Source organism: Pseudomonas sp. Z18(2022) (assembly GCF_036346535.1).
Taxonomy (GTDB): Bacteria; Pseudomonadota; Gammaproteobacteria; order Pseudomonadales; family Pseudomonadaceae; genus Aquipseudomonas; species Aquipseudomonas yamanorum_A.
The window spans coordinates 113,984-140,718 of sequence record NZ_JAOTOA010000010.1 but is presented as its reverse complement, the minus strand read 5'-3'; the positions used below and the strand labels follow the sequence as shown (position 1 = coordinate 140,718).

Sequence of the window (26,735 nt, the reverse complement as noted above, 5' to 3'; positions counted from 1 at the left end):
TGGAGCTGCACCCCATGAGCGATTTCAACACCCTCGAACTGATCACCGACCCGCGTGGCTTTGCCACCCTGTGGCTCAGTCGTGAAGCCAAGAACAACGCGTTCAACGCCGAAATGATCCGCGAACTGATCATTGCCCTGGACCAGGTGCAAGGCGATCCGGCCCTGCGTTTCCTGGTACTGCGCGGGCGCGGCAAGCATTTCAGCGCCGGTGCCGACCTGGCCTGGATGCAGCAGTCGGCCGAGCTGGATTACCACACCAACCTGGACGATGCCCGTGAGCTGGCGGAGCTGATGTACAACCTGGCCAAGCTGAAGATCCCGACGCTGGCGGTGGTTCAGGGCGCGGCCTACGGCGGTGCCCTGGGGTTGATCAGTTGCTGTGACATGGCGATTGGCACTGATGAGGCGCAGTTCTGCCTGTCGGAAGTGCGCATTGGCCTGGCGCCGGCGGTGATCAGCCCGTTCGTGGTGCAGGCGATCGGCGAGCGGGCAGCCCGTCGATATGCCCTCACGGCAGACCGTTTTGGTGGCCAGCGCGCACGGGAAATCGGACTGCTGGCGGAAAGTTATCCGACGGCCGAGCTGGATCTGCAGGTCGAACTGTGGATCACCAATCTGCTGCTCAACAGCCCGGCCGCCATGCGCGCCAGCAAGGATTTGTTGCGCGAGGTCGGCCATGGCGCACTCACCCCGGCACTGCGCCGCTACTGCGAAAACTCCATCGCGCGGATCCGCGTCAGCGCCGAAGGCCAGGAAGGCTTGCGCGCCTTTTTGCAAAAACGTGCGCCCAACTGGCAGCCTCAGGAGCCGCGTTCATGAAGACGCTTACCACTGTATTGGTGGCCAATCGCGGCGAAATCGCCTGCCGGGTGATGCGTACCGCCAAGGCCATGGGCTTGACCACCGTGGCCGTGCACAGCGCCACCGACCGCGATGCGCGGCATGCCCGCGAGGCTGATGTCTGCGTGGACCTGGGCGGCAGCAAGGCCGCCGACAGCTACCTGCAAATCGACAAACTGATCGCTGCGGCCCAGGCCAGCGGCGCCCAGGCCATTCACCCGGGTTATGGGTTCCTTTCAGAGAACGCCGGGTTCGCCCGCGCCATTGAAGCCGCCGGGTTGATCTTCCTTGGCCCGCCCGCCTCGGCCATTGATGCCATGGGCAGCAAGTCTGCGGCCAAGGCCTTGATGGAAACCGCCGGCGTGCCCCTGGTGCCGGGTTACCACGGTGACGCCCAGGACCTGGAGACCTTTCGCCAGGCGGCCGAGCGCATCGGTTACCCGGTGCTGCTCAAGGCCACGGCGGGCGGTGGCGGCAAGGGCATGAAAGTGGTCGAGGACGTCAGCCAACTGGCCGAAGCGTTGGCCTCGGCCCAGCGTGAAGCACTGTCCTCGTTTGGCAATGCGCAGATGCTGGTGGAGAAATACCTGCTCAAGCCGCGCCATGTGGAAATCCAGGTGTTTGCCGACCAGCACGGTCACTGCCTGTACCTCAACGAGCGCGATTGCTCGATCCAGCGCCGCCATCAAAAAGTCGTCGAGGAAGCCCCGGCACCCGGCCTGAGTGCAGAACAACGCAAGGCCATGGGCGAAGCGGCGGTACGTGCAGCGCAGGCCATCGGTTACGTGGGTGCTGGCACCGTGGAGTTTCTGCTGGACGCCCGGGGCGAATTCTTCTTCATGGAGATGAACACCCGGCTGCAGGTGGAACACCCGGTGACCGAAGCCATCACCGGCCTCGACCTGGTGGCCTGGCAGATCCGTGTGGCCCAGGGCGAGCCGTTGCCGATGACCCAGGAACAAGTCCCGCTGCTGGGGCATGCGATTGAAGTGCGCTTGTACGCCGAAGACCCGGCCAATGATTTCCTGCCGGCCACCGGGCACCTGGCGCTGTACCGCGAATCCACTCCAGGGCCGGGGCGTCGGGTGGACAGTGGCGTCGAACAAGGCGATAACGTGTCACCCTTCTACGACCCGATGCTGGGCAAGCTGATTGCCTGGGGCGAAGACCGCGAGCAGGCGCGTTTGCGGCTGCTGGGCATGCTGGATGAATTTGCGGTGGGTGGGCTGAAGACCAACCTGGGTTTTTTGCGGCGCATCATCGGCCATCCGGCATTTGCCGCGGCTGAACTGGATACCGGGTTTATCCCGCGTTATCAGGATGAGTTGCTGCCCGCGCCGGGGGAATTGAGCGATGGGTTCTGGCAGGCGGCGGGCCAGGCGTTCATGCAAACCCGGGCGAGCAGTGACCCCCGTTCGCCCTGGGCGGACACTCGCGGCTTTCGCGCCGGCTTGCCGGCCGAGGTTTCCCTGCATTTGAGCTGCAACGGCCAGGATCGCCTGGTGACGCTGCAAGCCGGCACCAACCCGCCCCAGTTGCGCGGCGAACAGTTGCTGATCGACCTGCAAGGCGTGCGCCGCGCCCATCTGGCGGTACGCGAAGGCGATAGCCTGTTTCTGCGTTGGGACGGCGAAGTGCACAGCGTCAGCCTGTTCGACCCAATCGCTGCCGTCGACGCCAGCCAGTCTCATCAAGGCGGCCTGACCGCACCGATGAACGGCAGCATCGTGCGGGTGCTGGTGGACGTCGGGCAAACGGTGGACGCCGGTACGCAGTTGGTGGTGCTGGAAGCCATGAAGATGGAACACAGCATCCGCGCGCCCCATGCAGGGGTGGTCAAGGCGCTGTACTGCCAGGAAGGTGAAATGGTCGGTGAAGGCAGCGCGCTGGTAGAGCTGGAAGCCGCGAGCTAAAACCTCGTGACCGCCTGCACCACCACGCCGATGATCCGGCATTCCTCGCTGAACAGCATTTTCGGGTAAGTCGGGTTGAGCGGTACCAGGTAAAGCTGGCCGCTTTCCTTCACCAACTTGCGCAACATCGCCTGGGGATTGAAAGCCCATTGCGCCACCACCAGCTTGCCCGGCTCGGGCGGGATGGCCGGGTCCACCAGAATCATCATGCCCTCGCGGATACTCAAGCCGCCCGGAGCGGTCATGGCATCGCCGATCACCCGCAGCCAGAACGCCTTGCCACGGGCCTGGTAGTCACTCATCTGGAAACGGGCAGCGGCATAAGGCCGAGATTCTTCCTGCAATGGGTACCCTCCTTTTCCTTCGCTCACCGGGTAACGGTAATTCGGACTGTAGTGGGGCGCCGGCTCCAACGCTTCCTCCACCGGTGCGAGCGCTTTTTCGCGCACCACCAGCGCAACCTCGAGGTCGCCCAGGCCCAACTCCTGCATCACCCGGTTCATATCGGCAAGGCTCGGCACCCGGCGCTTGTTCAACCAATGGCCAACCCCGCCCTGGGACATGCCCAGGCGTGAGGCCAATTGATCCTGCGTGACCTTGCGGTCTTTCATGTTGGCCTTGACCAACGCTATCCACTTATCCATGGGCCCCGACAATACGTTGTGTACTCCCAGCGACAATAAACAGTTTGTAGTAATCAATAAAACGCCATAAATACGATTAGTACTAATATCGATTGCAGGCTTTCGACATCCACCCAGAGCACCGACCTTATGACGACCACCCCGTATCCCCTGCCCGAAACCTGCGACGAAGACGAGCTGCTGTTCATGCGCAGCAGTGGCGCTGCCCAACGCGCGCTGGACTATTACCTGAAAGACGATCTTGCACCGCCCGCCGTTGACGATGGCCTGTTCGAGGCCAAGCCCGGCATCAGCGACGAGGAAGCCCTGGTCCACGCTTCCGACCTGCTGCGCAGTGCCGCGGCCACCGCCTACGAATCGGCAAACAGCGCCCACGGCAATAGCCGGGATCTGGCGTTTTCAGTGGTCTATTTGATTGATATGGCGAAGGTGATGGTGGAGCGGTCGCTACGGCTTTCGACCCGGGAGGCCGAACACTCGGCCAGGGTGTAACAGACGCGAAGGAAAAATATTTCTATCTGACGGATAAAAACATTTGACTTGCAAATGATAATGATTATTATTGGACCTAGCTGATCGCGAGATCAGTCGATAGACCAAGAGACCTTAGGTCGGACTCTTGGAATATCTCCTCATCAGGCTAATCACGGTTTTTGACCCGGCTCTTTGGCCGGGTCTTTTTTTTGCCAGTTTTTCCTGGCGTGGCTTCAGGCTAATGAAGACTGTGTGTTGCTTGATGGCGCGCATGGTAGCAAAAGACCATCGCCAAAAGAAAGTCGATCGAGGGCTCTAGGCCGGTTCTTTGAAAAATAGCACTTGAGAATCAATCTCATAGATTCTAAGCTGCTGCGGCGTCAAGGACGACGCCCCCCTCCTCCCCCGCAAAAATTGCATCCAGGCTTTACCCCGCTCCGGTGTAAAATGCCCGCCACAACACTCATATTCAGGCAACCAGACTATGACCGTGGCCTTGACCTCCATCAAGATCAGCACCAACTTCGACAGCGGCAATATCCAGGTACTCGACGCCAGTGATGCCCACCAGTTGCTGCTGGCCATCGAGCCCGACACCCGCAGCCAGCACTTCCAGTGGTTCCACTTCAAGGCCGAAGGCATGCACGTGGGCCACAGCCACACCTTCCGCCTGAGCAACGCCAGCCATTCTTCCTACAAGCACGCCTGGAGCGGCTACAACGCCGTAGCGTCCTACGACCATATCAACTGGTTCCGGGTGCCCACCCGCTTTGATGGCGAGACCCTGCACATCACCCTCGAAACCCGCGAAAAGCAGGCCTGGTTCGCCTATTTCGAACCCTATAGCCGCGAACGCCACGACTGGCTGATCGATCAGGCACTGAACCGCGCCGGCACGCAGTTGCTGGCCACCGGCAAAAGTGTCGAAGGCCGTGATATCCAACTGCTGCGCCGTGGCAAAGGCGAGGCCAACAAGCGCAAAGTGTGGATCATCGCCCAGCAGCATCCCGGCGAGCACATGGCCGAATGGTTTATGGAAGGCATCATCGAGCGCCTGCAACAGGACGGTGACGCCGAGCTGAAAAAACTGCTGGCCGCCGCCGACCTGTACCTGGTGCCGAACATGAACCCCGATGGCGCCTTCCATGGCCATCTGCGCACCAACGCGATGGGCCAGGACCTCAACCGCGCCTGGCAAAGTGCGAGCCAGGAGATCAGCCCGGAAGTGCTGTTCGTCCAGCAGCAAATGGAGAAATACGGCGTTGACCTGTTCCTGGATATCCACGGCGACGAGGAAATCCCCTACGTGTTCACCGCCGGTTGCGAAGGCAACCCCGGCTATACGCCGCGTATCGAGCAGTTGGAGAAACACTTTCGCAGCCACCTGAGCGGCCTCACCCGCGACTTCCAGACCGTCCACGGCTACACCCGCGACCTACCGGGCGAAGCCAACATGACGCTGGCGTGCAACAGCGTGGGCGAGAAGTTCGATTGCCTGTCCCTGACCCTGGAAATGCCCTTCAAGGACAACGACGACGCACCCAACCCGCATACCGGCTGGTCGGGCAAACGCTCCATGCAGTTGGGCAAGGACGTGTTGAGCAGCGTGGCGGATATCGTCGACGTACTGCGCTGACCCTGCGCAGTGTCGGTGACGGCTGCATCACAGCAGCCGTCACCCGGCACGGCATCAGTCCTTGGTGCCGGTCATGCTTTGCAGCACCCCGTCACGGCGGATCAAACCGTGGAACAGCGCCGCCGCCAGGTGCAACAGCACCGTCAGAAACAGCAGATACGCCAGATAACCGTGGGCCTTGCGCAACACGGCAAACAACGGCGCGTTGGCGCCCACCAGCGCCGGCAATTGCACTGAACTGCTGAGCATCACCGGGTCGCCGGCCGCCGAAATCATCGCCCAGCCCAGCAGCGGCAACACCAGCATCAACGCATACAGCACCACGTGGGACGCCTTGGCCGCCAGCACCTGCCACAGCGGCAAGTCCGCGGGCAGCGGTGGCTGGCGCGTGGAAAAACGCACCACCAACCGCACGATCACCAACGCCAGGATCGCAATGCCCAATGGCTTGTGCAGGTGGATCAGCCACTCATGGCGCTCCGACACCGAGGCCACCATGCCCGCGCCGATAAACAGCATGGCGATGATCATCAGCGCCATCAGCCAGTGCAGCAGCCGCGCCAGCGGGGCAAAAAACCGGGGTTGGGCATTCATGGCTTCGACTCCTGAGGGGCGCTGTGCAACTGGCTGACTTCGCTGGTGCGACGCAGGTAAGAACTGGCGTACGCCGCCGAACGGGCGGCCAGCAGCGGGTCGTTCGAGGCTTCGATACCGCTGGGCAAAACCAGTGGATCAAAGTTGATGTCGCGGCAATCGCCGTCCATTTGCGGCTGGCTGCTGTCCAGCACCAGGGTCCCGGCGTTCAACACCTTGTGCTCGCCGGTCCAGGTCTTGCTGGCGTCGTCCACCGGGTCGCCCGGGTTGGCGAGGGTGACGTTCAACTGCCAGCGCAACGGGCCGGCCGTCAGGCGCTGCACCAGGTCTTTTTCGAGGAAGTCGCTGCCGGCCGGCGCCGTGGCACCCGCTGCATCCTGGCTTTGTGGCACCACGCCCCAGCGCACCGCCTGGCGCTGGCCGCTGGCGTTCACCAGGTAGAACGCATTGATGCCGTTATAGGTTTCGGTAGCGTAACTGGCGGAGGGCTTGGCGGTCTTGACCCAGGCCAGGAACGGCGCAGTCTCGGGATGCGCCGCGAAGAACGCCGGCATGCCTGCCGGGTTCGGCTTGCCGGTGGCCGGGTCCGGGGCTCCGGCCTTGAGCATCGCGAAGAAGGCCTCAGGCGTGCCCACCGGGAACACCGGCATGCTGTTCATCCCGGTGCGCCACTGCTGGCCGTTGGCCAAGCTGAATTGCAGGGCAAAACTGCGGATCGGCACGCTGCTGTCCGGCGCATACGGGTTACCGCTGGGCAGCGCAAACCGCCCGATGACCGGCGTGCGTGCCTCGCTGAATACCTGGGCACTGGAGTACTGGCGCGCCTCGGGGCTGCTCTCGAAATAACCGGCCACGCACACACCCTTGGCATGGTTACGACGGTAGCCAGGGTGCAGGCCGTTGTTGGTTTCCAGGGCGTTGACCAAGGTTTTGGGGCGCAACCGCTGTGGGTCGAGGCTGCCGTTGACGTAGGCAAAAGCGCCGGCCACAACCGCAACCACCACGCCGATACTGGCCAACCGGATTATCAGGCTTGCGGTGCTCAGCGGCGGACGGGGCGGTGATGAGTGATCTACCATGAAATAACTCCAGGGCCGGAGGCCTTGAGGGGTGAAACATAAGGTCGGAACACTTGGGACGAACGCCAGCGCACTCTATTCCCTGGCCGGCTGTTTATTTTTATTGGCCTGGAATAACCTTCGACGCCGGACGTCTTCCTAGTCCCAGCGTAGTGACTAGCCAGAACCCCATGCACGAACTCGACGAACAGTTACGTGAACTCATCCCCAGGCTGCGGCGTTTTGCCGTGTCCCTGACCCGTAACGCCAGCAGCGCCGACGACCTGGTGCAGGCGAGCCTTGAGCGCGCGATCATCAGTTGGGCCGACAAACGCCTCGAAGGCGACTTGCGCGCCTGGCTGTTCTCGATCCTCTACCGGCAGTTTCTCGACGCCCATCGCCGCTCCCGGCGGTACACGCGCATGCTGGAATTTTTTACCGGCCGCGATGATTCGCAGCCGTCGGTCGAGCGCACGGTCATCGCGCAATCGACCCTGCAAGCCTTCGACAAATTGAACACCGAACAGCGTGCCCTGCTGCTGTGGGTCTCGGTGGAAGGCTTGAGCTACAAAGAAGTCGCCGACATCCTTGAGGTGCCCGTGGGCACCGTGATGTCTCGGCTATCCCGTGCGCGCCAGGCCCTGCGCCAGCTCAGCGACGGCGAAATCACCAGCCCTGCCCTGCGGATACTCAAATGATCAGCCTGCCCCCCAGCGAACGCGATTTGCATGCCTACGTCGATCACCAGTTGCTGGACGCCGATCGCCGCCAGCTTGAAACCTGGCTGGCGGCCCACCCGGATGTCGCCGCCCAGGTGCACGCCTGGCAACAGGACGCGCAGCACCTGCGGGCGTCCTTGAGCGGCGCGCTGCAACAGCCGGCCAATCCAGAGCTGGACCCGGCCCTGATTCGCCAGCGGGTCAAGCGCCAGTCACGCCGTCACCTCGCGACCGCTGCCGTGCTGTTGATCGCCGTGAGCGTAGGCGGCCTGGGCGGCTGGCAGGCTCGCCAGGCAACCCTGGCCGACACGATGCTGCCCATGACCGACGCGATGCAGGCCTACCGCCTGTTCGCCCAGGACGGCATCCTGCCTGCCGACTACCACGTGCAAAGCGGCGGCGACATGCAAGGCTGGCTCGACCGTTACTTCAACCAGGCCTACCGCCTGCCGGACTTGAGCCAGGCCGGGTTCAAGGCCGTCAGCGGGCGCCTGCTCAGCACCGAACAGGGCGCGGCAGCCATGGTGCTGTATGAAGACACCCAGGGGCGGCGCATCAGTTTCTATATCCGCCCGCCGGGCCCGGAGAACAAATTCCTGCCCCGTGGCAGCCGCAGTGCCGACGGGCTGCAGGCCGAGTACTGGTCGGGCGCGGGCTACAACTATGCGATGGTCAGCCCGCAAGACCCGTCAACCACACAGATGCTCAAGCAGACGATGCGGTTCTAGAAGGCCACATCCAGCACCACGTTGTCGACGTAGGTGCCGGCCGGCGGTGTGATCTGGTTGGTATAGATCGCGGCGTTGTAGTTGAACACCTGGCTGCCGGTGCCCAGGCCATTCCCGGGATTCACCTCGGCCGTGGAGCTCGCGCGCCGGGCGCTGGTCACGCTGCCCCAGCGGGTAGTGGTGGCGCTTTTGAAAATGTCATAGGCCAGGAAGTTGCCGCCGGAAACCATCCGCCGTTGCCCACCCACGCTCACCGCATTCTGGCCGTCGCTGATGCCCACGGTGTAGGCACTGCCCTTGGTGCAGGCGATGGTGGCCTGCCCGCTCACGCTGGAAAAACCACTGACCACCGGGGCACTGCCAAAACTGATGTTGGGGGCGCTGATCGTGCAGTCATTGGCCACGGTCATGCTGACGGTCAGGGTCGTGGTGCCGCTGTTGATATCCCGCCCCAGGCAAATACCGCCGATACCAATGCCCGAGCAGTAGTTCCAGTTCCAGAAAATACTCAAGGTCTCGCTATAGGTGCCCGCTGCCACGTTACTGCCGATGGTGGTGCTCATGTAGAGCGGCAAGGTTTTTGTGCCCGGCCCGGCAATCAGCCCGGCGGTTTGCGCAACGCCGCCGGGGCCGCCAAAGTCGAACGCCGTGCCGCGAGTCATTGGAAAACTGGCGGTGTTGTTGGCGTAGACCGTATAGGCGATCACATCGCCGGTCGGTCCTACCATGCCACCTTGGGAAGAACCGGTGATGGTGCCGTAGAAGTGGTCATTCGTCGTCAACAACGAAATCAGCGCCGAAGTGCAGTTCAACCCGGCCGTGGTGGTGGAACTGGTCTGGGGGGTCGTGCGCACGTTAATCGAGCTTACCGCCGTGCCAAAACTGGCGGGTGAAGTTGTCCCCACCGAACACAATGCGCGTGCCTGCTGCGTAAAGCCCAGGCCCGCCATCACCAGCACGCCAACTACCCATTCCTTGCCCCGCACACCCACACTCCTTATGTCATTGGCAAACCAGCGGCCCGATCAGCGGTACCTGCTCCTCGTTGATGTCCAGGTCGAACGTTGCCTGGCAGGTGCGGCCCTCCCCCACGGTGACTTGCAAGGTGTTGTGAGCCGCCAGGTTCTCCAGGTACACCAGGCCATCCCAACCCACCACCGCCCGCGCGCCCGTTTGCTCATGGCGCACCTGGCTGCCCAGGGGCAGGTCCTGATGCCGGGCATCCACCAGGGTGATACTGGCCGCGACTACCCGGCGCAACGGGAACTCCAGCAGGTAGCCACTGCCACGACGCACCGCCACGCGCTGCTCGACGTTGGGGGTCTGCACGTTGACCGGCAGGTTCAGCGGGTCGATTTCATACTTGCCGCGGTAGTAGGCGCTGCTCCACGGCACCAGCAGATGCCCATTGCGGTCGGTCTCGCCCACCAACTGGTTTTCGTAGAGCACCGGCACCCCGGCATAACCGTCGGTGCTCACCACCACGAATGCGTCATTGACCCGGTTGGCCGTGAACACTTGCTTGTCCATCAGCACCAGTGAGCCGCTGGCGTCCGCCCAACGGGTCTCGGCGTCGCTGCTGCCGTACACGCCCGCCTGCAATTGCACCGACTGCATGCGCCAGGTCAGGTCGGCCTGGCGATACGCCGGCCCGTCGCCACTGGCGTACCCCAGGTTGTAGCCCACGCCGCCCTCGGAGGGCACCGCCCGGCTGTAGTTGACCCGCTGGCGGCTCTCGCCGGCCTGGCTGCGTTCGCTGCTCAGGGCCAGGCTGCCGTAGATGTCGAACGGGATCACCAACTGCGCCTGCACGGCCCAGTTGCTGTCGCCGACCTCGCGGTTGGCCGACAGGTAGAAACTGGTGTTGCGCCACAGCTGCTTGCTCCACGTGAGGTTCAACAGCCGGGTACGTGAGTCATCGGCGGCCTGCACATCGAAATAGCCGGCACCGATACTGCCAAAATCGTTGAGATTGAGGCTCAGGGTCACCTGTTCGCTGCGTTTGCTCAGGCTGGCGTAAGGGGTGTCGACCAGGGTCAGGTCAGCGTACTGGTCGCGTCGCTCTACCCGCTGGTAAGACAGGCTGTAGCGCTGGTTGCTGTATTGATAACCGAAGCTCAATTGCTGGCCGGTCTCGCCATCGAACTGGCTTTGGCTGAGGGCCGTGTTGAGCACCCCGAAGTTGCCCAGCCGTACGTTGCCGCCCAGCCCGCCCAGGGTCAGGTCGCCCGCGGCTTCGGCATGGCTTTCCAGGGTGAAGTAGTCCGACACGCCGTAACGAAACGTGCCGCTGGCCACGCCAGGCCCGTAGCCAAAATCCCGGATGGTGTAGTCCCGGCGCAAATTACCGGCCGCCACCGAAAAATCCGTCAGGCCTTTTTGCAACAAGGTGCTGGTGACGTAGAACGGTACCGTGGTTGAAACCTGTCGGCCCAAGGCATCGGTGGTGACCACCACGGCTTCGCCGGCACCGTTGATAAACGGTACGTTGGTCAGGGTGTAGGGGCCCGGTTGCAGGTCGGCGCTGCTGGATTTGTAGCCGTTGATAAACAGGTCCACCGACGACGGCACCGCCGCCTCCCCGGCAAACTGTGGCAAGGGATACGTCACCAGGTCCGGGCGAACGCCAAAGTCCCGCGACACTTGCACCCCGCCCAGGCGCACCGAACTGCTCCACGGCAACGCGCCGCTGATCACGTCGCCCGCTTCGTAGGTCAGCAGGCGCTCATCGTCGGAAAAGCGCCAGGTGGTATCATAACGCCGGTAGCCATTATCCAGGGTGCTGCCGCTGGTTTGGCCGCCAAAGGTGGTGCGGTACTGGCCGGTATTGGAAATCGTGCCCCAGGTATCGAACAGCCGTACTTCGTTGAAGATGCCCAGGTAAGTGCCGGCATCATCGGTGTCATTCAGGTAGGCGTCGTAGTTGAGCAACGCACCGAAACTGGTGAGCGCCTGGGTACGCGGGTAGTTATCGCGGTTGCCGATGAACTGCTCCGGCAACCACGCCGGCGGCACCGTCAGCATCAGGCGCTGGGCCTGGCTGTCGTAATCGGTGTGCAGGCCGGGTACGTGGTCCAGCGCAACTTCGGTGGTGATCTCGGCCGGCAGTTTCATGCCGACGTCCCGCAACGTCGCCGCCGGCACAAACAAGCCGCCGGCCCTTTGATCCACCGCGACCACCCGGCCGGTGTCCATCTGGTTGACCACCAGTTCGAGGAACAACTGTGCATCGGCAACAGCCTCCATACTGCTGGGGGGCGGTGGCAACGGAGCGGCCACGCCAAGCGGCGCAAGCGCCAGGCCAGACAGGCCGCCCACCACCCACACCGATCGCCATCGACTACGAGCCCAATCAAGGCTCACCAAGGCATTGTGTCCATCAATGGACATCTCCATCCGTTAAGACCAAGGGCTGCTCCCTGCCCTATTTCGTTGCGTTACCGTGCGGGTGCAAGGCTCTCCAGTTGCGTCGCGCCATTGACCCGCACCTGCAACGGCTGGTCGCCCGCCACACCTTCCGGCACCGGCCAGCGCATGGTCGCCCCCGGCAACACATAGCCCAGCAGACCATCCACCAGCGGCAGGGTCTGCCCGCCCTGCTTGAAGGCGACGTCGGTCAGTCGCGCATGCACCGCGCCCTGGTTGCGCATCTCCACATAGTTGCGCCCGCCAACGGTGACTTTTTTCCAGCTCAGGTCAGGCTTGCCCGCCCCTTTGGGGTCGCGCTGACGGGTCGCATCTTCCTTGCTCCACAGGCCTGTACCGTAGGCGAACAAGGGCACGGAATAGCGCATCTGAAAGCGGATCGCGGCGGCGGTCTTGCCATCGGCAGCGGGGGTTTCAGGGGCCGCGGCAGGAATTTCATCGATGATGATCCGGTAGGCCAACTCCTGGCCCGGCGGCACTTCCCGGGTACGGGTCAGGCGCACCAACTGCTTTTGTCCCGGCTCGATCTTCGCCACCGGCGGGCTGCCAATCACATCGCGCTGGTTCTGGTACTGCTCGTCAAATCCGCCCTGGCTCCAGGCAAATACCCGAATCTGCAGGTTGGCGGTCTCGTTACCCCGGTTCTCCAACCACAAGGCGCTGGCCTGTTGATCGGCCTCCAGCACCGGGTCAATAGGCCAGATCAGCACGGAGCTGGCGGCCTGTACCTGTCCTGCGCCCAACACCACCCAGCCAACCAAACCCGCAACCCACAACCGCCGGGAAGCTGCACACATAAATCCCACTCCTTCTGCCAATCGCCTTACCAGGACAGCTGCACCTGCAGCACGTCGCTGTACGTCCCCCCAGGCTGATTACCCGGTAACACCACCCGGCCGTAAATCGGCAGGGTTATCGCGTTTGCATTGCTGTAGGCCACGCTCACGCTTTGGCTGATCCCCAGGCTCTGGCTCAGCGCCGCGTCCCGAAACAGTTGATACGCCACCTGGGCACTGCCGCTATTGAGCTGCATGTGCCGGCCGCTGACGTTGTACTTCCCCCCGTCGACGCTCATGTTCAGGGTGACCCCCGGCGTGCATTGCAGCGTGACCCCGCTGCTCAGCGCCACCGACACCGTGCTGGTGGCCAGCGCCGAATAAGTGCCGAACGCCAGGCTGCCGTAATTCGTGCCGCCGCCCACCACCAGGCAGCCCGCGGCAATCGTCGCGCTGACCTGGATCGTCTGGCTGGTCACCGCCAACAACGACAACGGCATCCCGCAACCCGTGATGACCGCCAGCGTCGCCCAGCAAGCCCGCTTCATCGCATTAGAACGTCAGTTGCACGGACACCGTGTCGGTGTAGGTACCGGCCGGCAGCCCCGCCTTGCCCACGGCCTGGCCGTAGATATTCACGGTTTGCGCAACGCCGGTGCTCGGGGCCAGGTTGATGGTGCCGTTGATCGCCAGGATCGATGAGTGCCCGGTGTCGGTGTAGAAGTCGTACGGCACGTAATTGGCGACGCCGTCGTACAACGCCCGAGTGCCGCCGGTGGATTGGCCGTCATGGGAACCCGCGCCCACGGTGATCACCGGCGAGGTGCCCGAGGAACACTGCACCGACAACGCCCCCCCGCCGCCGCCCAGCACCTGGCCGGACTGCGTGGTGAACTGGCTGTTGGTGGTACCGAAATTGATCGTACCGAAGTTCAAACCGGTGGTGCCGCCCGCGCCGTTGACCAGGCAACTGTTGGTCAGGATCAGCGTCGAGCTGATCTGCCCGGTGACCGTGGTGGCCGCCTGGGCCCCCGACACCCACACCAGCGCCATTAATGGAAAAACTGCTTTCGAGACAAGTGCATGCATGATGTCCATCCTCATGGTTTACCAATCCAGAGTCACCGTCAGGGTGTCTGTGTAGATGCCGGCCGGTAGGGCCCTGGTATTCGCCACCACCGAGCCGAATACCGGGATCGGTACTTGTGCGCCCTTGGTCACGACGAAATTGCGTTGCTGGCCGATGCTGTAGGTGTTGCGGCCCGCGGGGTCGGCCGAGAGCCGATACGGTATGGTTTGGCGGCCATTGCTCAGGCGCCGGGTAGTGCCGTCGCCATGGGCGCCGCCGTCGATGGTCACGGTGAAACTGCTGACCAGCGAAGGGTTGCAAGACACCGCCAGTGCCGCCTTGTCGCCGTCACTGACGCTGGCCCCCAGGCGGTTGTCCCAGGTGGGCCCATGGCTGCCAAAGTCCAGCACGGCCGAGCCGCCATCGGGGCTGACCGGTGCGCTGTCGGTGCCTTTGCTCACCTGGCAACTGGCGGTGATTACCAGCCGCGCATGAATCTGCCCGTTTACGGTGGCCGCCTGGGCGTCATCCGCCAGGAGCAACAGGCCGCCCAGCGCGATGCAGGCCACGACGCGGCTTACCATGTCACCGTCACTTTGAGCAGGTCGGAATAACGCCCCACCGCCGGGATGTCCTTGAGCGGCTCGATGCGCCCATAGAGGGGCAAGTCCACGCTGCCGGAGTCGGGTACGCGGCCACTCACCGGCACGTCCACGGCCAAGGGGATGCGGCGCGCGGCGTCGGCATAAATTCGGTATGGAATGGGTTTGATCGAAGGGGTAGCGGCGCCCAGGTAGCGCACTTCACCCACGCCGCCATGCAGGCCGCCGTCGACGCGCATCTGATACGGCGTGTCCGGATTGCACTCCAGGCGTGGCTGGCGCTGGCTGATCAAGGCGGCACTCAACGGGCCTGCCGGGTCATCCAGACGGGAACTGCTGCCAAAATCCAGCACCCCAAGCTGCTCGATGCCGGCCTCGCGGGCGGTGCCCACCAACTGGCAGCCCCGCTGCACGTCGATGCGCACTTCAACCTGGAGCTGAGCGCCATAAACCGTGTTGCAGAGCATCGCGCTCATGAATGCCAAGACTGCTTGTCCCTTCACTGCCCCAAATCCTTATACAGGGGTGACTGCTTTGTATGAGGGTAGTCACTCAAGGGGATTCCGCCAGTCAGGTCACCGGTTTGGATCCCATCGAGCCATGCCTTTTCCAGATAGCTCGCGGCGCACTTCTCTATTGGTCAAACCGCAACCGGCGCTCTAAAGTGAGCGACCACCGAAACACAGAGTGACAAACATTGGCTGCTTTACCGCCCCTGCTCAAACGGTTGCTGGGTAAACCTGCGGCGAGCGACGCCGACCCCGGCATCGCGGCATTTTTCCAGGACAAGGCCCGCCAACAGGGCTACACCCTCAGCCCCAGCCAGGTGCAGGTCATCGAGACCATGGCCCGGCAAACCGCCCACCTGCTGGCCAGTCGCCCTGCCCGCAGCCTGTACCTGCACGGCGCCGTGGGCCGGGGCAAAAGCTGGCTGCTGGACGGTTTTTTCCAGGCGCTGCCGATTGCCGAGAAGCAGCGCGTGCACTTCCACGACTTTTTCGCCCGCCTGCACCGCGGCATGTTTGCCCATCGCCAGCAGCGCGATGCCCTGGCCACAACCCTGGATGAGCTGCTCGAGGGCTGCCGCGTGCTGTGCTTCGACGAGTTTCACGTGCATGACATCGGCGATGCGATGCTGATCAGTCGCCTGTTCAAGGCCCTGTTCCGGCGCGGGGTCTGGGTGCTCGTGACGTCCAATTACCCGCCCGCCGGGTTGCTGCCCAATCCCTTGTATCACCAGCGCTTCAAACCGGTGATCGAGCTGATCAGTGCACGCATGGACGTCATGGAAGTCAGCGCCCCGCAGGACTATCGAGGCCTCGCCCAGGCCCATGGCGACCAACGCTTCACGGCGGGCCAGTTCGTGTGGCCGGGTACTCCCGCACAACGTGAAGCCCTGGAACTGCCCTCAGCCGATCACGCGCCGATCAGCCTGACTGTCGGTGCCCGGCAACTGGTCGCCCGCTGGCAGCAGGGCCGCAGCATCGCCTTCACCTTCAGCGACCTGTGCGACCAACCGACCGCCGTCATGGACTACTTGCAGCTGTGCCGCGATTACGACCGCTGGATCATCGACGGCCTGCCGTACCTGGCGGACTGCCCGATTGCCGCGCAGCAACGGTTCATCAACCTGGTGGACGTGCTCTACGACCAGGACAAACATCTGGTGCTGATCGCCGAGCAGCCGCTGGAGCAATCCCTCAGCGGCCAGGCCATCGATCTGGCGCGCACCGCCAGCCGCCTGGGGCAGTTGCAGAAGATCGGGCCACAACCCGCTATCATGAGCGCCATTCACGCCCCTATTGCCGAGTGACGCGCTGTTCATGGATACCCTTGCCCAACTCAAGGCCGGCCAATTGGCCGGTATCAAACGCCTGGACCTGCGCTGCGGGCTGACCGAGTTCCCCCGGGAAATCTTCGACCTGGCCGACTCCCTGGAAATCCTCAACCTCACCGGCAACGCCCTCAGCAGCCTGCCGGATGACCTGCACCGCCTGCCCCATTTGCGCGTGCTGTTCTGTTCGGAAAACGCCTTCACCGAACTGCCGGAATGCCTGGGCCAGTGCGCGCAGTTGAGCATGATCGGCTTCAAGTCGAACCGGATCAGCCACGTTCCGGCGGCCGCCCTGCCGCCCTTGCTGCGCTGGCTGATCCTCACCGACAACCGTATCACCCAGTTGCCAAACGAGCTGGGCGAACGGCCGTTGCTGCAAAAACTGATGCTGGCCGGTAACCACCTGGAACACCTGCCGCAAAGCCTGGCCCAGTGCAAAAACCTCGAACTGATCCGCATCGCCTCCAACCGCCTGACCCGCCTGCCCGACTGGCTGCTGACACTGCCGAGCCTGACCTGGCTGGCCTACGCCGGCAACCCGGTGGAGATGGCCGTGGAAGAGGCTCGCGTTGACGCGACACCGAACATTCCCTGGTCCGAGCTGGTGCTGGGCGAAGTGCTGGGGGAAGGCGCTTCCGGGATCATCCGCAAGGCGTCCTGGACACCGCCCACCGGGCCCGCCAAAGCGGTGGCGGTCAAACTGTATAAAGGCAGCATCACCAGTGACGGCTCGCCGCTGCACGAAATGCACGCCTGCATCGCTGCCGGGTTGCATGCCAATTTGATCAAGGTGGAAGGCCGAATCGTCGAGCATCCCGAAGGCCAGGCGGCGCTGGTGATGCAACTGATCGACCCGAGCTACCGCAACCTCGCGGCACTGCCGAGCCTGGCGTCGTGCACCCGCGACGTCTACGAACCCGCGACCCGCTTCAGCGCCGAAGTGGCGCAGCGCATGGCCCGGGGCATCGCCTCGGTGGCGGCGCACCTGCACGAGCAAGGCATCACCCATGGCGATTTGTACGGCCATAACATTCTATGGAATGAAGCCGGTGAGTGTCTGCTTGGGGACTTTGGCGCCGCGTCGTTTCATGCCACTGCCGACAGCCTGGAAACCAGGGCGTTGCAGCGCATAGAAGTGCGGGCGTTCGGGGTGTTGCTGGGGGAGTTGCTGGAACGGATTGATACGGGGTTAAGCGAGGAGAAACGCTCGGCGCTGGAGGCCTTGCGGGATAACTGCTGCCAGCCGGATGTGCTTGCCCGGCCTGGATTTGCCAAGATAGAGGCTATTTTAGCTGCACGGTAAACCTTGCTTTGAAACTCGGCTCATGTGGGAGCTGGCTTGCCTGCGATGCGGTCACCTCGGTTTCTCTGAACAACCGCGGTGATGCCATCGCGGGCAAGCCCGGCTCCCACACAAGTCGAGGCGTTAGCCCGCCAACCCGACAAACATGTCCTGCACATCATCATGGTTGTCCAGGCCTTCCAGGAAGGCTTCGACTTCAGCCATCTGCTCATCGCTCAAACCGCTCACCGGGTTCTTCGAGATGTAGCCCAGCTTGGCCGACAACACGGTGAAACCCTGCTCCGGCAAGGCTTTCTGCACGGCGTCCAGGTCGGTGGTCTCGGTGATGAACAGGGTCGTGCCTTCTTCTTCGCCTTCCTCGAAATCCTGTGCACCGGCTTCAATCGCGGCCATTTCCGGATCGGCGTCCGGGCTGTCCGGCGAGGCTTCGATCAGACCCACATGGTTGAAGTCCCAGGCCACGGAGCCGGAAGCGCCGAGCTGGCCCTTGCGGAACGCCACGCGGATTTCCGCCACGGTGCGGTTGATGTTGTCGGTCACGCACTCAACAATCAGCGGCACCTGGTGCGGGGCAAACCCTTCGTAGGTCACGCGGTGGTATTGCACGGTCTCACCGAGCAGACCGGCGCCCTTCTTGATCGCGCGTTCCAGGGTTTCCTTGGGCATCGAAGCCTTTTTGGCCTGTTCCACCACCAGGCGCAAATGTGCGTTGGTGGAGGTGTCGGCACCGTTGCGGGCGGCAATGGTGATCTCTTTCACCAGCTTGCCAAAGATCTTGCCCTTGGCATTGGATGCCGCTTCTTTATGTTTGACTTTCCACTGTGCGCCCATGACTCACTCTCTTATGTCCATCGCGCCGAGACGTCTACTGGCCGGCGCTTTGGGGGCAGAGTTTATAGCGCTGAAACACTCTAATCCACCAAAAAACCGGCCATGCCCCTCAGGTACGCAAGGGATTGATTGCGCGCTCGCGGTCCGGCACGAAGTCGCCCACCTGCGCCAGCACCGCCGGCCTGGCGTTCCAGTAGGGCATCAACACCAGCGAGGAAAACAGCGCGGCGCCGGCAAACACGATAAACACCGTGACCGTGTCGAAGTAGCCCGGCAACAAGCCGCCGAGCACCGCGCCTACCGAGCCGCAGCCATTGACGAACCCCGCCGCCGTCGCGCCGGCCTTGGCGGTGCCGAAGTCGATGGCCGCAGTGCTGCTGATCATCGAATCCGGCCCGTACAGGGTCAGGCCCATCACAAACAGCAGCGCCATCACCAGCACCACGCTGCCGGTGTGCAAGGCGCCCATGAACAACGCAAGGGCCACGGTCAGCGCCAGCAGGCTGAGGACACAGGCCGGCATGCGCCGGGCGCCGAAGAGTTTGTCGGAGGCCATGCCGATCATGATCGGCCCCAGCAACCCCGCCAACTCGAACGCCGTGGGCACAATCGCCGCGCCGACCTTGCCCACCGACGGCATCTGCTCATACACAATCACCGGCCCCCACAACAGGATGGCGTAGCGCGCCGGTTTCAACAGAAAGTACGCCAGCCCCAGGGTCAACACCGTGCGGTTGCGCAAGATGGCCCGCAACGGCTCCAGCACACTGGCGTTCTTTTCGGCGACGGTCTGCTCCGGCTCGGGCTCCACCGCCGGCAACCCCACATCTTGTGGCGTGTTGCGCTGGAAGATGAAAAACAGCACTGCCACCACCGCGACCACGGCGGCACTGGAAATAAACGCCGCGTGCCAGGTGCCGATCAGCGTATACGCCCACCATCCGGCAAACGGCGACGCCACCAGGCCGCCAAAGGCGTAGCACGAACTCCACAAGCCCAGCACCCGCCCACGCTGCTGCGCCGGGAAGAAACTGCCAAGGTTCTTGCACAGCCCCGACCAGCCGGTGGACTGGGCCAGGCCCTGGATCAACATGCAGGTGACAAAGATCGGCAAGGTCGCAAACGTGCCCATTACCAGGGCGGCGGCCGCTGAAATCAGCAACCCGCCGAGCACCACCACACGCGGCCCGAACCGGTCGGCAAGCATGCCCCAGGTGAACTGGCCCACGGCGTAGGCCGCCAGGTAAATGCCATCCAGGTTGGCCATCATCATCTTGTCCAGCGGGAAACTCGGGTCGTCGACGATCCCCAGTTTGGCCACCGAAAAAGCTTTGCGGGTGAAATAGAAGGCCGCGTACGCCAGCCAGGTGATGGCGAAAATCTGCACGCGCCAACGCTTGATGTTACTCAAGGGAGTATTCATGGTGGTTCTGACCTCAGGTGTGAGTGTGCCGGCAGAATGGAAAGCAAACGCCTGTATTTTTATTGTTGAGCACTGCAGTACCGGCGCCTCGGAGGGCGCGGTACTGGTCAGATGAGTCCCGCTGGTAAGCACGCAAAAGACCCATGGCCGCCGAAGTTGTAGGACTCAACCTACGGCGACTGAGGGCTATCAAAGCAATGGCTGACTAATAGGTAAAATCGATTTATCGTATTTCAAATATAAGCTGAGCTTGTAAGAGGATTCGCGATGTCGGTGTCCCACGCCCAACTCAAAGCCTTCCATGCGGTGGCCGTACACGGCAGTTTTACCCACGCCGCCGAACGCCTGTTCCTCAGCCAGCCGGCCATTTCCGACCAGGTGCGCAAACTCGAAGAACGCTTCGGCGTGCTGCTGTTTCACCGCAACAAACGCTCGGTGCGGTTGACCGACCTCGGGGAGCGGCTGCTGAGTATCACCCAGCGCCTGTTTGCGGTCGCAGCCGAAGCCGAGGAGCTGCTGCAGGATTCCCGGGCCTTGCAGACCGGCACCCTGACCCTGGCGGTGGATGCGCCTGTGCACGTGCTGCCGCAGATTGCGCGCTTCTGCCAGTTATACCCGGGCATCAGCGTGAAGATCGAAACCGGCAACACCGATGAATCACTGTTTCGCCTGTACAACTACCAGGCCGACCTGGCGCTGCTGGGCCGCGATGTGGACGACGAGCGGCTGCTGTCACTGCCGTTGCCGGATGACCAATTGCTCGCGTTCGTCGCCCGCAACCACCCGTGGGCGGGGCGCGAGTCGATCTGCCTGGCAGACCTGGACGACACGCCGCTGGTGTTGCGGGAAATCGGCTCGGTGACCCGCCAGACCCTGGAGCAGGAAATGCACCAGGCCGGGTTGCGGATTCGCCCGGCGATCCAGGTGGAAGGCCGGGAAGCGGCGCGGGAGGCCGTGGTAGTGGGGATTGGCGTAGGCGTGGTGTCTGCCGCGGAATTTGGTGCGGATTCGCGGGTGTATGCGATGCCGATCCGCGACTGTACCCAGCGGATGAAGGAAACGTTGGTGTGCCTGAAGGAGCAGAGTTCACGGCGGGTGGTGGCGACTTTTCTGGAGATTGTGCGGGAAAGTTTGCGGTGAACTCAGGGGCCTCATCGCGGGCAAGCCCGGCTCCCGCATGTTGATTTGTGAACATCATTCAACTGTGGGAGCGGGCTTGCCCGCGATGGTGCCTACTCGATCTTCAGCCAACACCCACTCAGGGCGCCAACTCGAAAAACGCCTGAATCAACCGCAACTCCCGACGCCTTTCCATGCACCCGATCACATGCCGGTTCACCAGCCCGTCGCCCTGGATCGGAATCGCATGCACCCGTGGGTCCCGGCTGACCTCCATCGACGACACCACGCCCACACCCAATTCAGCCGCCACCGCTTCCGTCACCGCCTCGCGGCTGTCCAGCTCCAGCAACACCTTGGGCTGCACGCCGGCCATGGCGCAAGCATCGTCAAACGTGCGGCGGGTGATCGAGCTCGGCTCACGCAGCACCATGATCACCTGATCCAGCTGCTCCAGCCGAATCCCCGCAGGCTCTGCCAGCCAAGGATGCCCGGCAGGCACCAGCGCGCAAATCCGTGACTCGATCAACGGCTGCAGGTGCAGGCCCTTGCGCGGTTCCACCTCCGTCAACACCGCCACATCGGCCCGTTCCGACAACAGCGCCGCGAGGGTTTCCTGGGCGTTGCCCAAGCGCAAATTCACGGTAATCCCGGGGTAGCGCTCCCGCAGGCTGGCCAGCATCGGCATGACCATGTGCGGCCCGTCCGCCGCCACCTCCAGGCGCCCGGTGAGCAGTTGCCGGTTGGCCTCCAGCAAGGTCTGCGCCTCTTCCACCAGGCCGAAGATCGCCCGGGTGATGGCCGCAAGCTTGGTGCCCTCCTCGGTCAACTCCACCCGCCGCGCGGTACGCCGCAGCAGCGCAATCTGGTAGTGCTCCTCCAGCGCCTTGATATGCCCGGTCACCGCCGGCTGGCTGATGAACAGCCGCTCGGCCGCCCGGGTAAAACTGCTCTCCCGGGCCACGGCATCAAACGCACGCAGTTGAAACAGGTTCATAGCTATCGGCCTCACTGATAGCTCGCATAACAACAAACAATTTGATTGATGACAAGCCAAACTGCAATTTAGGCGCCGTAACTTCATCCCATTGTTTTGCGAGGACACAAGAATGAGCACTGCCGCGCCGATCCTGCTGACCCCCGGGCCCTTGACCACCTCGGCCCGCACCCGCCAGGCCATGATGGTCGACTGGGGTTCATGGGATGACCGCTTCAATCAACTGACCGCCAGCCTGTGCGAGCAACTGCTGGTGATCGTCAACGGCACCGACAGCCACCATTGCGTGCCCTTGCAAGGCAGCGGCACCTTCGCCGTGGAAGCGGCCATCGGCACCCTCGTCCCGCGTGACGGCAAGGTGCTGGTGCTGATCAACGGCGCCTACGGCAAGCGCCTGGCGAAGATTTGCGAAGTGCTCGGCCGCCCGTTCAGCACCTTTGAAACCGCCGAAGACGAACCCACCACCGCCGCCGACGTCGACCGCCTGTTGCAGGCCGACAAGGGCATCACCCACGTCGCGCTGATCCATTGCGAAACCAGCACCGGGATCCTGAACCCGCTGCCCGAGATCGCCCAGGTCATCGCCCGTCACGGCAAGCGCCTGATCATCGACGCCATGAGTTCCTTCGGCGCGCTGCCGATCGACGCCCGTGAAGTGCCGTTCGACGCACTGATCGCCGCCTCCGGCAAGTGCCTGGAAGGCGTACCGGGCATGGGTTTTGTGTTCGCTCAAAAGCAGGCATTGGCCGCCGCCCAGGGCAACAGCCATTCCCTCGCGATGGACCTGTTCGACCAGCACACCTACATGGCCAAGACCGGCCAATGGCGCTTCACCCCGCCAACCCACGTGGTGGCCGCACTGCACGAAGCCCTGCTGCAATACAACGAAGAAGGCGGCCTGCCCGCCCGTCACCGGCGCTACGCCGACAACTGCCAGGCATTGCTGGACGGCATGGCCGAACTGGGCCTGCGCAGCTTCCTGCCCACCGCGATCCAGGCACCGATCATCGTCACCTTCCACGCGCCGAAAGACCCGCGCTACCAGTTCAAGGAATTCTACGAGCGGGTCAAGGCCAAGGGTTTCATCCTTTATCCCGGCAAATTGACCCAGGTGGAGACCTTCCGCGTGGGCTGCATCGGCCATGTGAACCAGGCCGAAATGCAAGCAGCTGTGGCGGCAGTCGCCGAGGTGCTGCAAGAAATGAACGTGCTCGACATCTGAGACTGAATCCCCCCTGTAGGAGCGAGCTTGCTCGCGAAAAACCTGAGGGCGCCGCGTTCATCCAGCATGCCAGCGTCATCGTTAACGACCTTCGCGAGCAAGCTCGCTCCTACATGAATCCCCTTTAAACAGGATCTGAACCATGAACTACGCAAACCCAACCCAGCTTCAAGCCGCGATCCTCGACTGGGCCGGCACCGTGGTCGATTTCGGCTCGTTCGCACCAACGCAGATTTTTGTCGAAGCCTTCGCCGAGTTCGATGTGCAGGTCTCCATCGAAGAAGCCCGAGGCCCGATGGGCATGGGCAAGTGGGACCACATCCGCACCCTGTGCGACCAGCCGCAGGTGGCCGAGCGTTACCGCAAGGCCTTTGGCCGCACGCCCACCGACGATGACGTCACCGCCATCTATCAGCGTTTCATGCCGCTGCAGATCGAGAAAATCGCCGAGCACTCGGCACTGATCCCTGGCGCCCTGGAGACCATCGCCAACCTGCGCCAGCAAGGGATCAAGATCGGCTCGTGCTCCGGCTACCCCAAGCAGGTGATGGACAAGGTGGTCGAACTGGCCGCCACCAACGGCTACATCGCCGACCACGTGGTGGCTACCGACGAAGTGCCCAACGGCCGACCATGGCCGGCCCAGGCTTTGGCCAACGTGATCGCCCTCGGGATTGATGATGTAGCGGCCTGTGTGAAGATCGACGACACCGTGCCGGGCATCCTCGAAGGCCGTCGCGCCGGGATGTGGACCGTGGCGCTGACCTGTTCCGGCAACGCCCTGGGCCTGACCTACGAACAGTTTCGCGCCCTGGACGCCGGTACGCTGGCCAGCGAACGCACGCGCATCCAGGCGATGTTCGAAGGCTCGCGCCCGCACTACATGATCGACACCATCACCGACCTGCCTGGAATCATCGCCGATATCAACAAACGCTTGAGCGAAGGTGATATGCCCCAGAGCAGTTGATACCCAGCCAGCAGGTGAAAAGCGCTTGCAAAGCAAAAAATCTCACCTTGCCCCTGCAAGGTGAGAAATGAATCATTCATTCTTGCCATCGGACTCTCAATAAAAGAAGTCTCCAGCGAGTTGTAAGCAGTACAACTAAATCAATTCGAATGCACGGTGAGTGAATGACAGACCGCCATAGCCGTAAATGCTCAAATCCTTTAATTTGCTGGGTCCGAACATATCCACATAGCCTCCCTTCATCAGCCCCCCATCTTGCCCTATATCTACCACTCCAATACCACCTTTGGCTTCAAGCTCTTGCCACGTCACTTCACGCATCTGTCCACCCAAGCCTAAACGTTCCAACCCATGTGTAACTATCGAGTCTCCCATGCTATCCAACGCCCCTTCAAAACTTTTGCGCGTGTACTCGGAGCTTTCTATGTCCTGAACTCGTTTGGCGCTCACCGCAAACATAAACACCGTGTCCTGAATCATCCCCGGGTCCGTCCCTCGGAAGTCCAAGGTCAATCGAGCGTGTTCAAGCTCCTCTTTAGTCAAAGTAACTTTATAACCATCTCTCATTTCAATCACGTAAGCATCAGCAGATTCAGCTATGCTTTTATATATGCCAAGTGGGCTCTGGCCATACTTTTCCATTGCCGCCTTAACGCCTGAAAGGTAATGACTGGTACGCTTGATCCCTTCAGTCACCCCATGCCAAACGTCAGTGGGTTTCTCCCCCAGCGGCTTGTCGGAAATACCCGAGATTCGCTCGCTCTTCACATTAACCACCGGTACCTCTTTGCTCACCGGATGTATACCCACACTGTTATTATTTGAGTTCACCGAGGTTTTCTGATCAGTCCTCTTCTCGTCGCCCGGGAGTGAATTCTGCAAATGTTCAATAAGGGACATCAACAGAGTGACGAGGCTAACCAAAGTTTCTGCTATACCCGGCGTTGCCGCAGATGGCTGATTGACCAATGGTCCACGCAACACCTCCACATTAGAACTTATAGGGTTCACCGACGGCTTGCCAGGAACAGAAAATCCATGAGGACGTGAAAGACTTAAACATTCACTATTAACTGTCTGACTGGCAGGGCAGGACGTTGAAATACCGCTCATTTTTTACCTCGCATTAATTATAATATTTCTATTTTTTTGTAAAGCGACGTAGAATCGATCAAACCAATTCAAAATACTCCCCATAGTTAAGAAAATTAGCCGGCCTTGTACACCCATCCCTCTTTCCCTCGAGCGCAAAATTTGTATTACCATCTACAACGATACCCACACCGCCCTTCATGAGCTTTTCATAAGTAGTAGGACGCAAGTCCCCTTCCAACCCCAAAAGTTTGAAACCGAGCATCGGGTCCAGCCGGGCATTCATAAACTGGATTGCTTGATCATGGCCTTTTTCAGTATCACCGTACTTATTTTCAATTTGCGCTCGCTTGGTGCTCACCGCGTACAGGAAGGCCACGTCCCTGCCCATTCCCATATCAGAATAAGAGTACTTCGATGCCAGTCGCGCATGCCCAACCTCCTGAAATGTGAGGCTGAGCTTAAATCCGTCTCTCATTACAATGTCATAACCCTTACTGGTAATTTCCACGCTTTTATATATCCCCAGCGGGCTTTGGCCATACTTCATCATTGCAGCCTTGATTACCGCAAGCGTGGATTCATTGCTCAACAAACCAAACATAACACCGTTCCAAATATTGTCTGGCACCTCCCCTACCTTTTTATTGGAAAACCCTGGATAATTTTCAAACTTAGGCGTCACTGGCGCTGTCTTGTCAATTGTTTCCGCCATCAACTTATCCTTCAGCAAGCGATTATTGACGGGCACATCTACCGCCTTCGGCTTACTGTTAAACGTCTGATTAAGGGACGCAATCAGTGCACTTAACAGGGGCAACAAAGAGGCGATTTGCTCCTGAGCCTTAATACTCCCAAGTTCCCCAGTCAATGGGGCATTAATCAAGCGCGACCCGACAGGATCAGCACTTTTTGCTGCTGAAGCAGACCAACCCTGCAACGCTGATTCGACTTTGTAGTTTTCAGCGGCATGCACCGACAAAGAATTAATCATTTAAACTCCAGAAAATAAGCAATATTAAGTTATGCATCACCTTGCGACAACGCCAGATGAAACTCACCTCACAGCAGGCAACAACTGCCGCTCTTACACCGTCCAAAGTAGGACACACCCACGATCCCACGAACTCGCTCTATCATCCAATTCATCTACTCAACAGAATATGTCGCCGTCCTACGCCTAAACGGGAAGCATCGTCACACCCAGAGAGATTTCAATTAAAATACTTAGTCAACAACTAACCATGGACAGTTTGCCAGAAGTACACGCCGCCCCCTCATTTCCGTAAAAAAAACGTCTGAATGCTCAGCATCTGCCGCCCCAGCACAAATCAAGAGAACATACAGACACTTTCATTTACTATATTTCCTTTCAAAAAAAACTTATCACACTAAAACTCGCCAACTTTCAACATCTGGAAACCCCGTACGACCACACAGTAATAAGGCAAGGTATTAACTCC

At 61.5% G+C, this 26,735-nt stretch carries 26 protein-coding genes and 1 pseudogene; 11 read left to right on the top strand and 16 right to left on the bottom strand.

Features of this window, described 5'->3' with window-relative positions:
* Positions 1 to 14 precede the first annotated feature (14 nt).
* A complete protein-coding gene (locus V3W39_RS20215; protein ID WP_177048339.1) occupies positions 15 to 821 on the top strand; it encodes a gamma-carboxygeranoyl-CoA hydratase in 807 nt (268 codons plus the stop codon).
* Positions 818 to 2,755 (top strand): acetyl/propionyl/methylcrotonyl-CoA carboxylase subunit alpha, encoded by a 1,938-nt coding sequence (locus V3W39_RS20210; protein WP_330213199.1) that lies wholly within the window; start codon positions 818 to 820, stop codon positions 2,753 to 2,755. Before V3W39_RS20215 ends, V3W39_RS20210 begins: the two co-directional genes overlap by 4 nt.
* On the opposite strand, the gene V3W39_RS20205 is transcribed toward V3W39_RS20210, so the two are convergent.
* Positions 2,752 to 3,399, bottom strand: coding sequence for a LexA family protein (locus V3W39_RS20205; RefSeq protein ID WP_177112775.1), 648 nt, complete (start codon positions 3,397 to 3,399; stop codon positions 2,752 to 2,754). The two genes, V3W39_RS20210 and V3W39_RS20205, sit on opposite strands and share 4 nt — an antisense overlap.
* A gap of 129 nt (positions 3,400 to 3,528) precedes the next feature.
* On the opposite strand from V3W39_RS20205, the gene V3W39_RS20200 reads away from it, so the two are divergent.
* Both V3W39_RS20200 and V3W39_RS20195 read left to right on the top strand, forming a co-directional pair.
* Positions 3,529 to 3,891, top strand: coding sequence for a DUF6124 family protein (locus tag V3W39_RS20200; RefSeq protein ID WP_330213198.1), 363 nt, complete (start codon positions 3,529 to 3,531; stop codon positions 3,889 to 3,891).
* A 466-nt stretch (positions 3,892 to 4,357) separates the two neighbouring features.
* Complete coding sequence (locus V3W39_RS20195; protein ID WP_177112779.1) at positions 4,358 to 5,509, top strand: M14 family metallopeptidase; 1,152 nt, start codon at positions 4,358 to 4,360, stop codon at positions 5,507 to 5,509.
* A 54-nt stretch (positions 5,510 to 5,563) separates the two neighbouring features.
* On the opposite strand, the gene V3W39_RS20190 is transcribed toward V3W39_RS20195, so the two are convergent.
* Complete coding sequence (locus tag V3W39_RS20190; RefSeq protein WP_177048331.1) at positions 5,564 to 6,103, bottom strand: cytochrome b; 540 nt, start codon at positions 6,101 to 6,103, stop codon at positions 5,564 to 5,566.
* The gene (locus tag V3W39_RS20185; RefSeq protein WP_330213197.1) at positions 6,100 to 7,182 is read right to left on the bottom strand and encodes a catalase family peroxidase; all 1,083 of its coding nucleotides are present in this window, start codon (positions 7,180 to 7,182) and stop codon (positions 6,100 to 6,102) included. Before V3W39_RS20185 ends, V3W39_RS20190 begins: the two co-directional genes overlap by 4 nt.
* 170 nt (positions 7,183 to 7,352) lie before the next feature.
* Here V3W39_RS20185 and V3W39_RS20180 point away from each other — a divergent pair, with 170 nt between their 5' ends.
* A complete protein-coding gene (locus tag V3W39_RS20180; protein WP_177048328.1) occupies positions 7,353 to 7,859 on the top strand; it encodes an RNA polymerase sigma factor in 507 nt (168 codons plus the stop codon).
* Positions 7,856 to 8,608 (top strand): anti-sigma factor family protein, encoded by a 753-nt coding sequence (locus V3W39_RS20175; protein ID WP_330213196.1) that lies wholly within the window; start codon positions 7,856 to 7,858, stop codon positions 8,606 to 8,608. The genes V3W39_RS20180 and V3W39_RS20175 overlap by 4 nt, the downstream gene beginning before the upstream one ends.
* Here the strand turns inward: V3W39_RS20175 and V3W39_RS20170 are convergent.
* From V3W39_RS20170 to V3W39_RS20140, 7 genes are read right to left on the bottom strand one after another with little or no spacing between them, the layout of a single operon-like run.
* A complete protein-coding gene (locus tag V3W39_RS20170) occupies positions 8,605 to 9,558 on the bottom strand; it encodes a Csu type fimbrial protein (RefSeq protein WP_330213224.1) in 954 nt (317 codons plus the stop codon). The two genes, V3W39_RS20175 and V3W39_RS20170, sit on opposite strands and share 4 nt — an antisense overlap.
* A gap of 52 nt (positions 9,559 to 9,610) precedes the next feature.
* Entirely contained in the window at positions 9,611 to 12,004 is a 2,394-nt protein-coding gene (locus V3W39_RS20165; protein ID WP_330213195.1) for a fimbria/pilus outer membrane usher protein, read from the bottom strand.
* A 41-nt stretch (positions 12,005 to 12,045) separates the two neighbouring features.
* The gene (locus tag V3W39_RS20160) at positions 12,046 to 12,831 is read right to left on the bottom strand and encodes a fimbrial biogenesis chaperone (protein WP_330213194.1); all 786 of its coding nucleotides are present in this window, start codon (positions 12,829 to 12,831) and stop codon (positions 12,046 to 12,048) included.
* 26 nt (positions 12,832 to 12,857) lie between these two features.
* On the bottom strand, positions 12,858 to 13,358 hold the full coding sequence (locus V3W39_RS20155) for a Csu type fimbrial protein (RefSeq protein ID WP_177079362.1): 501 nt from the start codon (positions 13,356 to 13,358) through the stop codon (positions 12,858 to 12,860).
* A gap of 4 nt (positions 13,359 to 13,362) precedes the next feature.
* Entirely contained in the window at positions 13,363 to 13,899 is a 537-nt protein-coding gene (locus V3W39_RS20150) for a spore coat protein U domain-containing protein (RefSeq protein WP_177048319.1), read from the bottom strand.
* 18 nt (positions 13,900 to 13,917) lie between these two features.
* Entirely contained in the window at positions 13,918 to 14,463 is a 546-nt protein-coding gene (locus tag V3W39_RS20145; RefSeq protein WP_177120290.1) for a Csu type fimbrial protein, read from the bottom strand.
* Complete coding sequence (locus tag V3W39_RS20140; RefSeq protein ID WP_442512585.1) at positions 14,457 to 14,957, bottom strand: Csu type fimbrial protein; 501 nt, start codon at positions 14,955 to 14,957, stop codon at positions 14,457 to 14,459. Before V3W39_RS20140 ends, V3W39_RS20145 begins: the two co-directional genes overlap by 7 nt.
* A gap of 221 nt (positions 14,958 to 15,178) precedes the next feature.
* On the opposite strand from V3W39_RS20140, the gene zapE reads away from it, so the two are divergent.
* The gene (zapE, locus tag V3W39_RS20135; RefSeq protein WP_330213193.1) at positions 15,179 to 16,294 is read left to right on the top strand and encodes a cell division protein ZapE; all 1,116 of its coding nucleotides are present in this window, start codon (positions 15,179 to 15,181) and stop codon (positions 16,292 to 16,294) included.
* Between the two features lie 10 nt (positions 16,295 to 16,304).
* Entirely contained in the window at positions 16,305 to 17,618 is a 1,314-nt protein-coding gene (locus V3W39_RS20130) for a leucine-rich repeat-containing protein kinase family protein (RefSeq protein ID WP_330213192.1), read from the top strand.
* Positions 17,619 to 17,741: 123 nt separating this feature from the next.
* On the opposite strand, the gene V3W39_RS20125 is transcribed toward V3W39_RS20130, so the two are convergent.
* On the bottom strand, positions 17,742 to 18,449 hold the full coding sequence (locus tag V3W39_RS20125; protein ID WP_177048312.1) for a YebC/PmpR family DNA-binding transcriptional regulator: 708 nt from the start codon (positions 18,447 to 18,449) through the stop codon (positions 17,742 to 17,744).
* A gap of 109 nt (positions 18,450 to 18,558) precedes the next feature.
* Positions 18,559 to 19,872: an MFS transporter gene (locus V3W39_RS20120; protein WP_026077889.1), complete on the bottom strand. Its 1,314-nt coding sequence runs from the start codon at positions 19,870 to 19,872 to the stop codon at positions 18,559 to 18,561.
* A 267-nt stretch (positions 19,873 to 20,139) separates the two neighbouring features.
* Between V3W39_RS20120 and V3W39_RS20115 the strand changes: the two genes are divergently transcribed.
* Entirely contained in the window at positions 20,140 to 21,012 is an 873-nt protein-coding gene (locus tag V3W39_RS20115; protein ID WP_003212428.1) for a LysR substrate-binding domain-containing protein, read from the top strand.
* Between the two features lie 118 nt (positions 21,013 to 21,130).
* On the opposite strand, the gene V3W39_RS20110 is transcribed toward V3W39_RS20115, so the two are convergent.
* Entirely contained in the window at positions 21,131 to 21,988 is an 858-nt protein-coding gene (locus V3W39_RS20110; RefSeq protein ID WP_330213191.1) for a LysR substrate-binding domain-containing protein, read from the bottom strand.
* Between the two features lie 112 nt (positions 21,989 to 22,100).
* Between V3W39_RS20110 and V3W39_RS20105 the strand changes: the two genes are divergently transcribed.
* Positions 22,101 to 23,210 (top strand): 2-aminoethylphosphonate--pyruvate transaminase, encoded by a 1,110-nt coding sequence (locus tag V3W39_RS20105; protein ID WP_259198580.1) that lies wholly within the window; start codon positions 22,101 to 22,103, stop codon positions 23,208 to 23,210.
* Positions 23,211 to 23,224: 14 nt separating this feature from the next.
* Here the strand turns inward: V3W39_RS20105 and V3W39_RS20100 are convergent.
* Positions 23,225 to 23,329: pseudogene (locus V3W39_RS20100) on the bottom strand (outer membrane lipoprotein carrier protein LolA); the annotation flags it as partial.
* 23 nt (positions 23,330 to 23,352) lie between these two features.
* Here V3W39_RS20100 and phnX point away from each other — a divergent pair.
* Positions 23,353 to 24,180, top strand: coding sequence for a phosphonoacetaldehyde hydrolase (gene phnX, locus V3W39_RS20095; RefSeq protein WP_330213190.1), 828 nt, complete (start codon positions 23,353 to 23,355; stop codon positions 24,178 to 24,180).
* A gap of 135 nt (positions 24,181 to 24,315) precedes the next feature.
* Here phnX and V3W39_RS20090 read toward each other — a convergent pair whose 3' ends face one another.
* Together V3W39_RS20090 and V3W39_RS20085 are read right to left on the bottom strand one after the other, a co-directional pair.
* On the bottom strand, positions 24,316 to 25,293 hold the full coding sequence (locus tag V3W39_RS20090; protein ID WP_330213189.1) for a hypothetical protein: 978 nt from the start codon (positions 25,291 to 25,293) through the stop codon (positions 24,316 to 24,318).
* Between the two features lie 58 nt (positions 25,294 to 25,351).
* The gene (locus V3W39_RS20085) at positions 25,352 to 26,266 is read right to left on the bottom strand and encodes a hypothetical protein (RefSeq protein ID WP_330213188.1); all 915 of its coding nucleotides are present in this window, start codon (positions 26,264 to 26,266) and stop codon (positions 25,352 to 25,354) included.
* Between the last annotated feature and the right edge of the window lie 469 nt (positions 26,267 to 26,735).

Bases quoted from the DNA above. Each gene is read 5' to 3' on its own strand.
- V3W39_RS20215 (WP_177048339.1), top strand. From the start codon at position 15: ATGAGCGATTTCAACACCCTCGAACTGATCACCGACCCGCGTGGCTTT.
- V3W39_RS20210 (WP_330213199.1), top strand. From the start codon at position 818: ATGAAGACGCTTACCACTGTATTGGTGGCCAATCGCGGCGAAATCGCC.
- V3W39_RS20205 (WP_177112775.1), bottom strand. From the start codon at position 3,399: ATGGATAAGTGGATAGCGTTGGTCAAGGCCAACATGAAAGACCGCAAG.
- V3W39_RS20200 (WP_330213198.1), top strand. From the start codon at position 3,529: ATGACGACCACCCCGTATCCCCTGCCCGAAACCTGCGACGAAGACGAG.
- V3W39_RS20195 (WP_177112779.1), top strand. From the start codon at position 4,358: ATGACCGTGGCCTTGACCTCCATCAAGATCAGCACCAACTTCGACAGC.
- V3W39_RS20190 (WP_177048331.1), bottom strand. From the start codon at position 6,103: ATGAATGCCCAACCCCGGTTTTTTGCCCCGCTGGCGCGGCTGCTGCAC.
- V3W39_RS20185 (WP_330213197.1), bottom strand. From the start codon at position 7,182: ATGGTAGATCACTCATCACCGCCCCGTCCGCCGCTGAGCACCGCAAGC.
- V3W39_RS20180 (WP_177048328.1), top strand. From the start codon at position 7,353: ATGCACGAACTCGACGAACAGTTACGTGAACTCATCCCCAGGCTGCGG.
- V3W39_RS20175 (WP_330213196.1), top strand. From the start codon at position 7,856: ATGATCAGCCTGCCCCCCAGCGAACGCGATTTGCATGCCTACGTCGAT.
- V3W39_RS20170 (WP_330213224.1), bottom strand. From the start codon at position 9,558: ATGGCGGGCCTGGGCTTTACGCAGCAGGCACGCGCATTGTGTTCGGTG.
- V3W39_RS20165 (WP_330213195.1), bottom strand. From the start codon at position 12,004: ATGGAGATGTCCATTGATGGACACAATGCCTTGGTGAGCCTTGATTGG.
- V3W39_RS20160 (WP_330213194.1), bottom strand. From the start codon at position 12,831: ATGTGTGCAGCTTCCCGGCGGTTGTGGGTTGCGGGTTTGGTTGGCTGG.
- V3W39_RS20155 (WP_177079362.1), bottom strand. From the start codon at position 13,358: ATGAAGCGGGCTTGCTGGGCGACGCTGGCGGTCATCACGGGTTGCGGG.
- V3W39_RS20150 (WP_177048319.1), bottom strand. From the start codon at position 13,899: ATGCATGCACTTGTCTCGAAAGCAGTTTTTCCATTAATGGCGCTGGTG.
- V3W39_RS20145 (WP_177120290.1), bottom strand. From the start codon at position 14,463: ATGGTAAGCCGCGTCGTGGCCTGCATCGCGCTGGGCGGCCTGTTGCTC.
- V3W39_RS20140 (WP_442512585.1), bottom strand. From the start codon at position 14,957: ATGAGCGCGATGCTCTGCAACACGGTTTATGGCGCTCAGCTCCAGGTT.
- V3W39_RS20130 (WP_330213192.1), top strand. From the start codon at position 16,305: ATGGATACCCTTGCCCAACTCAAGGCCGGCCAATTGGCCGGTATCAAA.
- V3W39_RS20125 (WP_177048312.1), bottom strand. From the start codon at position 18,449: ATGGGCGCACAGTGGAAAGTCAAACATAAAGAAGCGGCATCCAATGCC.
- V3W39_RS20120 (WP_026077889.1), bottom strand. From the start codon at position 19,872: ATGAATACTCCCTTGAGTAACATCAAGCGTTGGCGCGTGCAGATTTTC.
- V3W39_RS20115 (WP_003212428.1), top strand. From the start codon at position 20,140: ATGTCGGTGTCCCACGCCCAACTCAAAGCCTTCCATGCGGTGGCCGTA.
- V3W39_RS20110 (WP_330213191.1), bottom strand. From the start codon at position 21,988: ATGAACCTGTTTCAACTGCGTGCGTTTGATGCCGTGGCCCGGGAGAGC.
- V3W39_RS20105 (WP_259198580.1), top strand. From the start codon at position 22,101: ATGAGCACTGCCGCGCCGATCCTGCTGACCCCCGGGCCCTTGACCACC.
- phnX (WP_330213190.1), top strand. From the start codon at position 23,353: ATGAACTACGCAAACCCAACCCAGCTTCAAGCCGCGATCCTCGACTGG.
- V3W39_RS20090 (WP_330213189.1), bottom strand. From the start codon at position 25,293: ATGAGCGGTATTTCAACGTCCTGCCCTGCCAGTCAGACAGTTAATAGT.
- V3W39_RS20085 (WP_330213188.1), bottom strand. From the start codon at position 26,266: ATGATTAATTCTTTGTCGGTGCATGCCGCTGAAAACTACAAAGTCGAA.